The organism is Enterobacter sp. BNK-8 (assembly GCF_048685095.1).
Classification (GTDB): domain Bacteria; phylum Pseudomonadota; class Gammaproteobacteria; order Enterobacterales; family Enterobacteriaceae; genus Enterobacter; species Enterobacter quasiroggenkampii.
The window spans coordinates 4,172,747-4,183,431 of sequence record NZ_JBLQTN010000001.1; the positions used below are offsets into that span (position 1 = coordinate 4,172,747).

The following is a 10,685-nucleotide window of genomic DNA, read 5'->3' on the forward strand; positions in this document are numbered from 1 at the left end:
TGTAAACCTGGCGCGCCTGAGTATACCCGATTGCCGCGCTATTAAGAGAGACTTACAAATGGATTAAGGAAAATCCGATTACCAGTCCGCGTAAGGGATAAGCGGCTGCGGCGGTAAGTCCATATCGCCCTGCCAGCCTGCAGCAGAGTAGCGCACATAGATCAGCGCGTGGCTTGGGGTATAGTCTTTCGCTTGCTGGATATCCACGCCCATGCCCACAAACCAGTTGGACGTGACCCGCCGCTCGATTATTGCCCGTGCGGTATAACCCGTACCGGAAGAACTGCTGCCGGTTTCCATCGCGCCCCGGTCGGTATAGCGGTCTGGCTCATCGGTCGGGATCAGATTCTGAATCGGGTAGCGCAGCTCGTCTTTGGTTTTGGAGTGGGACCAGGAGACCGAGCCCCCCAGCTCCCAGGACCAGTTTTCCGTGCGCTTACGCCATGTCACCGGCAAGGCGAAGGAGACATACTCCTGCGGGCTGTAATAGCCGCCCTGGCCCAGGGTATAACCGCTCAGGTCTTTGTCGTAGTGCCAGAGCATGTTGGACACGCCGACCGTCAGGCGCTCGTTGTTTTTATTAATGAGCTTGTAGTAGTAACCCGTCATCCAGCGGACGCGCCAGTTATCCTCCACATTTTTACCCGTCAGCGTTTCCGCGTTCAGGCTTGACCAGACGCCGTTCGCTTCCCCTTTGTCATAGCTCATACTTACGCCGCCACCGGTGGCGCGTACGCCGCCCCAGGTGGTGCCGGTATTGGTATCTTTTTGCCCGCCGAAGGCCAGCAGAGAGCTGGAGATTGGCCGACGATGGGCGTTAACGGTATAGCCGATGGGCCCCAAATCGCTGCTGTAGCTGATGCCGCCCACCACGTCGACGACGTCAAAGCCCATTGGCGTGGTGCCAATATCCATCGCCCAGGTTTTATTCTGCCAGCCGACGGCAACGCTCGCGCCATTGTCTGACTGATGGGTGTTGCCGCTACACGGTGTTTCGTAGCAGGTTCCCCATTTAGGATCATAAGTCCCGTTCCTGGTATCAAATGACCCGGCATCCATATTGACCAGATCACTTCTGAAGAACATGCGTCCATCAGAGAGCGGCGCATCCACCTGCAGCATGGTGGTATGCGCTTTCAGATCGGAATAACCGCCCGTACCGCTGGAGCCCCAGTAATCGTGCTGCAGCGTGACGTTAACATCCTGCTGACGGTACAACTCACCGGCATCACTGCGCACGCCGCGCTTCAGCCAGTCGTCTTTTTCATCGTTACGCGTCAGACGGGTGAAACTGTCGTTGTCAGCCGGACGCGTCGTGGTGATACCCGTCGATACCATCGCATCTTTATAGGTTTCCAGCGCCTGCTGAGGCTGGCCGTTCTGCGCCTGGAAACGTGCGGCATCACGCAGCACCAGCGCGTTTTCCATGGAGCCAGGCTGCGATTTTGCCTGCGGAATAATTTTATTAAAGGTCTGCTCTGCGGCAGCGGCATCGCCCAGACCCGCCTGCGCCATCGCGATGCGGCGCTGCATATTGAGCGACAGCGGCTGGCCGTTTTGCGCGGCGGGCAGCTTCGCCAGCTCCGCGCGCGCGGCATCTTTGTTACCCTGCGCGCTGTAAATCTCGGTCAGACCGAGGAGCGCGTCTTCATTCTGCGGCTCACGCTGCAGGACGGCGTTGTACGTCGTTTTCGCCGAGTCAAGATCGCCACGCTGCTGTGCCCAGTCCGCCAGCGTGAGGTCGATACGGGTGGAGGTCGGCTGCTGGCGAAGAAGATTCTCTGCGTCCTGCTCTTTGCCGCTGTCGCGCAGGCGGTTGGCGGTTTCCAGCACCTGGTTGCTTTGCAGGCGGTCGGCAAGCTCCTGAATATTGCCGTTCCACTGGCTGCGCGGCAGCGTCTCCAGATGCGCCAGCGCGGCCCGGTCCTGATCGTTTCCGGAAAGGTAGAGCCCGTTGGCATAAACCTGATCCGGATCGGACGGTTTCTGGTGGGCAAGCTGACGCATCAGGGTGTCCGCCTGGCTGCGCTGACCCGCGCTGTAGAGATCGCGCGAAAGACGATAGGTTATCCACACGTCGCCGGGAGAGAGCGCCAGACGACGACGCTGAATGTCTGCTGCCTGCGCGTATTTCCCCTGGTTCTCAAGCTGTTCGGCCTGGGCGGAGAGCTGTTCGTTGGTCAGGCTACGTTCAATGTCGTCTATGCTACGGCGCTGGCTGGCGGAGAGAGACTGGATAAACTGCGAAGCCTTCTCCGGCGACTGCGCGCGGTAAATATTGGCCAGGCCGCGAACCGCATTGCTGTTGCCGCTGTCCATCCGCAGCGCCTGGCGATAGTAACGCTCCGCCGCGTCGTTATCTTTACGCGCCGCGGCGGCGTCGCCCAGCCCCAGCACGGCATAGCTGTCGGTATTGTCGATATTGCGTGCCTGCTGATAGTAACGCTCTGCCTGCGCCGGGTTATTCGCCTTCAGCGCCGCATCGCCCTGCTGGATCAGCAGCCAGTAGCGATTAACCTTCAGAAGACTGTCCCATTTACCCCGGTTATCGCTCTGGGGATCGAGGGCAATCGCCTTTTCAAACTGTGCCACCGCGCGGGCGCGGTCGCCCTTCTGGGAATACGCCTGTCCAAGGGCGCCCACCGCTTCGCTGTCAGCATGGTTGGCGCTGACGGCTTTTTGCAGCTCCGCCACTGCCTTACTTCCCTGCCCGGCATCCACCGCCGCCAGCCCTTCTGCTTTCGCGCGGAACGCCGGATCGGCGAGCTGTTTTTGCTGCGCTTCAAGCTGGGCACGCGCCGCCGCGACGCTATCCCCGTCGCTGAATACGCTCAGGTATTTTTGCAGCGCGCTGACGCTGGCGCTGCTGGCAGGCTGGTCTTTGATTTGGTCATACCACATATCAGACGCCTGGCTACGGCCATTGGTGGATTTGGCCATCTCCTGCAATACCGCAAAGGCTTCATCACGACGTCCGCTCTGGAACAGAAGCTGGGACAGCGTCGCCTGCAGCTGCGTATTTCCGGGACTGCTGCTGTTTATTTTCTTGAGCTGGTTAATGGCCGCGCCGCGGCGAGCAGGATCTTTTGCCACGACGTTCCAGTATTCCGTCGCCACGTCGCCTCCCGGCGGGTTGCCGTCAAACAGCTTGTCATAGGCGGCAATCGCCTCCTGCGTGTGCCCCGTAGTGGCGAGCAGTCGCGCCTGCTGGAGCTGCTGGCGGCCATCCGGAGTAGAAAGCAGCATCGTGTTGCGTGATGACTGGTACGCACTCGAATCCGGCGCAATCCCTTTCAGACGATCCAGCTCTTTTTGCGCGCCGGCGTTATCGCCCTGACGCAGCAGGTAGCGAAAGCGTGCGGCAATCACGTCAGGGTTGTTCGGGTCAATCAGCTCAAGGCGATAGAGCGACTGACGAACCAAATCCTCACGCTGTGTCGATTCGCCCAGCCTCACCTGCTCCAGCAGCTGTTTTTGCTGCGGAGAGTTAGCGGCCTGGGCCCACGGCATAAGCGCCAGGCCAAGCGATAAACTGAGTAGATTTACTGTGAACTTGCGCATTCCTGGCCCCAATCCGGTATTAATTCACCTTTTGCGGTGAAGCGAAAACGATGCTGATCCCATCCTTGCCCAAAAAGAGTCAGCACGTAGCTGTAATAGGCATTGTTATCGGGAAAATGGTCCGCAACGCGCTGGCGCTGAATCGCCTGGGCATCACGTTGTTGTAAAAACGGCAGCATAGCGGCAGAGAACCCGACCGGGCCGTCGCCGGTGCGTTTCCCCGTCGCCACATCCACTTTCTCCGGCGGCACACCCCGTTTCATGGTCTTTGCCGCCATCGGCTGGAAGCGCGTCAGCAACCGGGCTTTCTGAGGATCGTTATCACTCATCATGCCCACCCAGAGATACACGCGGATGGCGTCGTAGCCGCCCACCAATGCTTTCTCCTGCTGTAACCGCCAGCCTCTGTTTTTCTGATACTGCACCCAGTCCGGCGAAAAGCCTTTCGGCGCACTCTCCAGCAGCAGGCGCAGATTGGTTTCACGAAGCTGGGGCCACGGGGAGCCAAAGCGCGTGAAATAAGCCGCTAGCTGCGGTGGAAGATAGCTGGGGTTAAAGCGCCAGGCGTGTTCATCGGCAAAGCCGACTTTGCCGGGAAGCAGCATTGCGCCAAGCCCCGGGACTTTCACCACCTCCTCGCTGACAATGCGTTTCAGCAGCGCTTTACCCGTGCGGGTATAGTCCGGATGCTTCCACAGCCGACCCGCTTCGAGCAGTGACCAGGCGATCCAGACATCGGCGTCAGAGGCGGAGTTGGTATCAATCACCGCCCACGTCTCTTTATCTTTCTGCCCCCATAACCAGGCTGGCAGATGGCCGTTGAGATCGCCGCTGGCAAGATTATCGCGCGTCCAGGTCAGTAGCTGGTCAAAGGCCTGGCGATCGTTCGCCGCCAGGGCAAAGAACAGGGCGTAGCTTTGCCCTTCCGAGGTCGTAATTTTGCGCGTGTCACTGGGGTCAATGACACGCCCGCCCTCGCTGATGTAGTCCTTTTTAAACTGCTCCCAGGCAGGCCAGGTACAGGCGGCGCGAAGAGGAAGCGCCGCCAGCATCACCGCTGCTAATACACACCAGCGAAAGGCTTTCATCACATCTTACTCATCCGGGTTCAGACGACGACGGCTGATGATTCGCAGCAGACGCCACAGCACCCATGCCAGCAGGACCACGCTAACCGCAGCCAGGATAGCGAGCAGAACCGGATGGTTAGCCAGCGCATACCACAGGCGTTCAAACCACGGCAGATGGCCTACGTAGTACACATCGCCCACGCGCAGGCTGTTGACGCCGGACTCACGGATCACCGACACGGAACCAAACATCGCGGCACGTTTACCGCTGTCGTTCATGGCCGTATTGAGCAGTTCATACCCGCGCGGGCTGTCCGCGAGGAGAGCCACCACGCTACGCTGTTCGTTGTAAGGTGACTGGAAGCCCACCACCGCAGCCATTGCCCCCTGAGACGTTATCGTCGTCTGCGCGCTGGCCTGACGGTCATTCACATCCGGCATAATGCTCGGGAATTCGGTCTGGCGCAGCGGCGTGTTAACCCAGGACTGGGCCGCTTTCACCAGCAGATCGATACGTTTGTCATCCTTCAGCTTATCCGGAATGGTTCCGATCACCATGATGTCAGCGTCTTTGTTCTGAATCTGGCTGCCATCGTCCGTCAACGTGACGTTAATTGCCGGTAATCCTGTTTGTCCGCCAACGGTCGCCATGGCGTCCAGCAGGGTCGTGACCTGACTTTCGTTTGGCGCTTTCGGCATCACCACAATGGACTCAGAGAGATCGGCCATGCGGCTGAACGGGAAGCCCGCGTTAGCAAACGCGCGCAGGTCCGGCATCGCCAGGAAGTGATAGTACTTCGAGAAGTCGATGGTCGACTCATCGCCAATCACCACGTGGTTCTGCACCGGCTGGAAGGTGATGCAGTTTTCCGCCGAGCCGCCAGGCATTGGGTTCATGTACTGGAAATCAAAGCGCAGCTGGTTTATCGCGCCCAGCTTCAGTGCCGGGATGGAAACATCCGTTTTACCGTCCAGCAGCCCCTGCAGCACCGGCAGGCGAAGCATCAGGCGGTTCGTATCCTGCGTGCTTTGCAGGCTGAAGGATTGCAGGAACTGGTTGTTGAGGCTGATATCCATGCGCGAGCTGTCTTTGGTGGCTGGCGCGGTATACCGGTAGTTCAGATTGATATCAATGCCGTTGGTGCGCAGCAGGTACAGATCCGGCGGCAGATTCAGCGACAGGCTAATCGGCGCTGGCTCAAGCCCCGTCGCCTGCAGCTGTTCTTCATAGGTTTTCAGCTCGCCAAAGGTGACCGCACGGTCGGTACGCACCCAGTTTGGCGCATCGTAAGGTTTACGCGCCAGCAGCGGCTTGACCTCATCAATCACCACGCTGTTGCCACGGAACAGGACGTTGCCCTGGGCAATCGCTTTTGCTGCCTGCACCAGATCTTTATCATCACGACCAAAGACCACCAGCAGCTTCACGTACGGGTTTTCCGGGTGGCTTATCATCTCAACGGTCGGCGCGTTGACGTCCGGATGATCGCGCAGGAAGGCCGGGCGTTTCGCGTTGGTGGCAAACACAATGGCATTTCTGTCCGGCAGCTTGTCATACATCGCCGGGAAGCTCTGGCCGCGCCAGCCCGCGCGTGAACCAAACCAGGACGCCACAATGGTGGCCGCCAGCTGCTCGGTCACGTCCGGGGAAGAGGCAAACACCATCGGCAGCGTGAGCGGACGGTTATCACGCGGATCGAAGAACGGAACCGGGAAGGCTGAGAGATCGTTTTTCAGCGCCAGCGACTGGTAGGTCATCTGCAGCGAGGAGTTACGCCCGACGTCCATCCACAGCGTGTTGCTGGCCGGGTTTTCGCAGACATCGCGGTAGTGACCGACAAATTCCAGGCGAATACGGTTAAAGTCGGTGATGAACAGCGGGTTGATCGGCACCTGAGCCTGCGTTTTCTTGCCGAGCTGCTCTTTGGTGACCGGCAGAACGTCCATCAGCTCGTCATTCAGATAGACCTTCAGCTGAGACTGGGTCGGCAGCAGCGACGGTGACGGCGTGTATTCAAGGTTCAGCACCGCATTAGAGACAACCTCATCGCTGCGCATGCCAAATTCAATGCCGCCGTTAGGGTTGATGCCGCGCAGCACCATGCTGCCCGGAGGCGGCGCAATTTGCGCGAAGGTCAGTTTCACGTCACGCGACGGCGCATTGTCCGCAACGACGGGCGCATTCGCCCCGCGAACGCCCGGCATGACCTGCCCGATGACCTGGCCGTCTGCCGGCAGGGTATTCCCCTCCGTTGGCTGGTTCGGCAGGATGTTTTCCGTTTGACCGGGTGCCGCGGTGACAACCGGATCGGTTGCTTGCGCGACGACAGGTACGGTTGGCGCAGGCGTTGCCGCTGCGTTACCCGGGGCCGCGTTAGCCATTGTTGCGGGGAGCGCATTCATCCCCATTGCCACTGCACATAACCAGGAAAGTTTTGTTTTCATCGCGTTATCATCATTGTTGAGCCATAACCGGGTCCGCCTGCTTCGCCTCATCCCGCTCAGGACGACGAGGAATGAACGACACGACCCAGGAAACCAGCGAAGTAAGTGACCGGAAAATTAATTTCACCGACGACGGGGCAAATTCTGCAAGGTGACGATAGCCACGGAACCCCAGCTTCAGAATATCCAGCAGGCTTTCCAGAGGTTTATCTTCCGGGAAGCTGTCCTGCCAGAGAGCCCACGTATCCGCGCGGGCAAACGTACACTGCACAAAATCGATATGTTGCTTTTTGGTCAACGGCATCAGCTGCAGGCCGACTTCATTGCCCACCACGCGAACGACCTGCGTGGGGAAGACATACTCCTGCTGACCGCGCTTAAGCAGCAGGTTAACTTTCTGCCCTTCCAGCACCTTCGCCTGGCCGTTGATTTTGATCCCCAGACCGCCGTCAGAGAAGTCGTGCACGGTACAGGAGAAGAGATGGCCATCTTCACGGGCAATCGCCGCAGGCATGCAGATTTCCACGCGATGTGCGCGACGAACCTGTTTGCTCTCCACCGACACCGCCACCGCGCCGCCGAGGATAATCAGGTTGTAGAAGACCCAGGCCATACTGACGAAGACGGTCAGGATTTCGTTTTCCGGACCGTAGAAGTAGCGCCAGATACCCGCAATGACGCCCACGATATTCAGCAGCACCAGGAAGATATACGGCCGGGAGATCACCCAGTCGACGTACTCCTCCTCCACCAGCCCGCCCTTCGCGGTGACGTTGAATTTACCTTTGTGCGGGTTAATCAGCGCCACCATCGTCGGCGGCGCGATGTACCAGGCCAGCACCGTTTCGTAGATTTCACTCCAGAAGGAGTGGCGGTATTTACCTTGTATCTTCGAGTTCGTCAGGCTCGCGTGGATCATGTGCGGCAGAACAAACAGCGCAATCATCAGCGCGGGAGCGTAGATGATATAAGCGTGAAGGAGCAGGAACGCCAGCGGCGCGGTCAGGAAGATCAGTCGCGGGATACCGGACAAGAAGTGGAACATGGCGTTGACGTAGCAGAGACGCTGCGCCAGCTTGAGTCCTTTCCCGATCAGGGGGTTATCGAGACGGAAAATCTGCACCATGCCGCGCGCCCAGCGAATACGCTGGCCAATGTGCGCCGACAGTGACTCCGTTGCGAGGCCAGCAGCCTGCGGAATGCGCATATAGGCTGAGGTATAGCCACGACGGTGCAGGCGCAGCGAGGTGTGCGCATCTTCGGTGACCGTCTCGACGGCGATACCACCAATTTCATCCAGCGGTTTACGGCGGATAACCGCGCATGAGCCGCAGAAGAAGGTGGCGTCCCACATGTCGTTTCCGTCCTGAACCAGGCCATAGAACAGCGTGCCTTCGTTCGGGGTCTTACGGAAACGGCCAAGGTTACGTTCAAACGGGTCCGGCGAGAAGAAGTGGTGCGGCGTCTGCATCATCGCCAGCTCTTTTTCCTTCAGGAACCAGCCCATGGTCATCTGCAGGAACGAGCGCGTCGGCACGTGGTCGCAGTCAAAGATCGAAACAAACTCCCCGGTGGCATACTTCAACGCGTTGTTGATGTTCCCCGCCTTAGCGTGTTCATGCGTCGGACGGGCGATGTATTCGACGCCGACCTCCTCCGCGAACTGGCGGAACGCCGGACGGTTGCCGTCATCCAGGATCCAGACCTTAAGCTTATCTTTCGGCCAGTCGATGCCCAGCGCGGCATAGATGGTGTTCTTCACCACGCTCAGGTCTTCGTTGTAGGTCGGCACGAAGAGATCGACGGTTGGCCACTGGGTCGTGTCCTTTGGCAGCGGAACCGGCTGGCGGTTGAGCGGCCAAATCACCTGGAAATAGCCCAGCACCAGCACAATCCAGGCATAGGTTTCAGCAAACAGCAGCACCAGGCCGCACACCAGACTCACCGGGTCGTCCCAGTTCAGCGTCGAGGTATAACGCCACCAGATGTAGCGGCAGGAGACGGTCAGCGACAACACGATCAGCATCAGCGCCGAGAAGCGGCCCGGAATTCGGCGCACCAGTAGCGCCACGCCCCACAGCAGGATCAGGAAAGTGAACTGCGCCAGAGGGTTGAAAGGCTGCGTAATACAGACCAGCGCCAGAATGAGCGAGAACACAACGATCACGCCGAGGATAAAACGCCGCAAGCCCGGGTGGAGATGCCCGAGCTCTTTGTGGTTATCCAGATGGCTGGTCTTATCGCTGACGCTGTTGGGGAGCCTGTCCAGCCACTGATGGTAGCGTTCACGTAACTGCTGCACGCGGGAGAAGCTCCGCCAGTGCGGCGTTTTTATCTCCGCGCGGGATGAGGTCGCCACCAGCCAGATGGCCTGAATGAGATAACGCGCCGGATCCAGTGGACGCGGCCGGTCAGGATTAATGTGCGGATACAGTTCACTGTGCCGGGCACGTATGCGCTGCCAGCGCGGGTGTTCGAGTGGAATAAACATCCAGGCCAGAATCATCCAGAAACAGCCGAGCGCGGCGCTGAATGCCGACGCGCCGTGACGGCGAAAATGCCGGTAATGTTCGCTCAAACGCGAACTGACCGGTGGGATGAGTAACCAGCTGGCGAGACGACTCATACATCACTCCCTGCATGCTCCGCCCGGTTGGCGAAGTTCAGCAGACACCAGTTAGCCAGCGTCAGGATCTCTTCTGCCGCCAGTGAATCGCTGCGGTATTCGCCGAGCGGCTGCTTCGACGCAAGGCATTCCGCCATGCCCTCATCACGATGAATGACAATGGGAAGCAGGCGGCGCTGGCTCTGCAGCCAGACCTGATACAGATCGTCCTGGATCTGGCTGCCTATGCGCAAATCGTTAATCAGGATATGGCCATTCTGAGGTAGCCCCTGCTGATGCAGGCGGATATGGCAGTTCGCATCGACGTTAACGATCGAGAGGACATGATCGCACTGCGCGATAAGCTGTCGGGTCAGCGTGCCCGCACCGTGCGGCAGATCCAGCAGGATCCACTTGTAGTGTCCCTTTTCCTTCAGGCTCTGCAGCGCCAGCGTAAATTGCGAAAACAGGCGCTGGTATGCGGCTTCATTTTCGCGTTCCGTGGTGGTCAGTTGACCAAACGGCAGCAGGTCAAGAAGAGAGGTATAGCGCAAACCTGCATCCTGCCAGTCTTTATCGTCAAGCAGCGCGCGGGCCCAGCCCTCTTCGCGAGTAAAGTCGACGTTAAACGACATACGCAGTAAATTATCGGCGCAGGCGTCAATAACCAGCACCGATTCACCTAAAAGCTGTAATGACCACGCCAGCGCCGCGGTAACAGATGTGGTACCCACACCCCCACGGACACCCTGTAATCCGAGTATGGCCATCAATGGCTCCCTTATTGTTGATGGGCGAATTCAGCTAATAACGGCCAGCGTTTAATAGCCGCGGCCAACTGTTCCCGCTGGGAAATATCGGTGTAATCTATTTCAGGTAAAGAAAAGGCCTGCGTCAGCGCCAGAAAATCGTTTTGGAATGTGTAACCCAGGGTCGAGTCGACTGGGGTACCGGGTTCATTATTATCCATTCTTTTTCCATCCCTTTAAGGAAAATCGCACGCT

6 protein-coding genes are annotated in these 10,685 nt (G+C 58.7%); all 6 read right to left on the bottom strand.

Annotation, left to right across the window (positions count from 1 at the left end; translation table 11 throughout):
* Positions 1 to 78 precede the first annotated feature (78 nt).
* The 6 genes from bcsC to bcsR are packed head-to-tail and all read right to left on the bottom strand — an operon-like array spanning position 79 to position 10,651.
* Complete coding sequence (gene bcsC / locus ACMGGU_RS20235) at positions 79 to 3,561, bottom strand: cellulose synthase complex outer membrane protein BcsC (RefSeq protein WP_045909065.1); 3,483 nt, start codon at positions 3,559 to 3,561, stop codon at positions 79 to 81.
* Positions 3,543 to 4,649 carry a cellulose synthase complex periplasmic endoglucanase BcsZ gene (gene bcsZ, locus ACMGGU_RS20240; protein ID WP_045909066.1) on the bottom strand — a complete coding sequence of 369 codons (1,107 nt, stop codon included), beginning with the start codon at positions 4,647 to 4,649 and terminating at the stop codon, positions 3,543 to 3,545. The genes bcsC and bcsZ overlap by 19 nt, the downstream gene beginning before the upstream one ends.
* Positions 4,650 to 4,655: 6 nt before the next feature.
* On the bottom strand, positions 4,656 to 7,076 hold the full coding sequence (gene bcsB / locus ACMGGU_RS20245) for a cellulose biosynthesis cyclic di-GMP-binding regulatory protein BcsB (protein ID WP_262809205.1): 2,421 nt from the start codon (positions 7,074 to 7,076) through the stop codon (positions 4,656 to 4,658).
* Between the two features lie 10 nt (positions 7,077 to 7,086).
* Entirely contained in the window at positions 7,087 to 9,702 is a 2,616-nt protein-coding gene (gene bcsA, locus ACMGGU_RS20250; RefSeq protein ID WP_045909068.1) for a UDP-forming cellulose synthase catalytic subunit, read from the bottom strand.
* On the bottom strand, positions 9,699 to 10,451 hold the full coding sequence (gene bcsQ, locus ACMGGU_RS20255) for a cellulose biosynthesis protein BcsQ (protein ID WP_045909069.1): 753 nt from the start codon (positions 10,449 to 10,451) through the stop codon (positions 9,699 to 9,701). The genes bcsA and bcsQ overlap by 4 nt, the downstream gene beginning before the upstream one ends.
* Before the next feature lie 11 nt (positions 10,452 to 10,462).
* Positions 10,463 to 10,651 carry a cellulose biosynthesis protein BcsR gene (gene bcsR / locus ACMGGU_RS20260; RefSeq protein WP_008503237.1) on the bottom strand — a complete coding sequence of 63 codons (189 nt, stop codon included), beginning with the start codon at positions 10,649 to 10,651 and terminating at the stop codon, positions 10,463 to 10,465.
* Between the last annotated feature and the right edge of the window lie 34 nt (positions 10,652 to 10,685).

Bases quoted from the DNA above. Each gene is read 5' to 3' on its own strand.
- bcsR (WP_008503237.1), bottom strand. From the start codon at position 10,651: ATGGATAATAATGAACCCGGTACCCCAGTCGACTCGACCCTGGGTTAC.
- bcsA (WP_045909068.1), bottom strand. From the start codon at position 9,702: ATGAGTCGTCTCGCCAGCTGGTTACTCATCCCACCGGTCAGTTCGCGT.
- bcsC (WP_045909065.1), bottom strand. From the start codon at position 3,561: ATGCGCAAGTTCACAGTAAATCTACTCAGTTTATCGCTTGGCCTGGCG.
- bcsZ (WP_045909066.1), bottom strand. From the start codon at position 4,649: ATGAAAGCCTTTCGCTGGTGTGTATTAGCAGCGGTGATGCTGGCGGCG.
- bcsQ (WP_045909069.1), bottom strand. From the start codon at position 10,451: ATGGCCATACTCGGATTACAGGGTGTCCGTGGGGGTGTGGGTACCACA.
- bcsB (WP_262809205.1), bottom strand. From the start codon at position 7,076: ATGAAAACAAAACTTTCCTGGTTATGTGCAGTGGCAATGGGGATGAAT.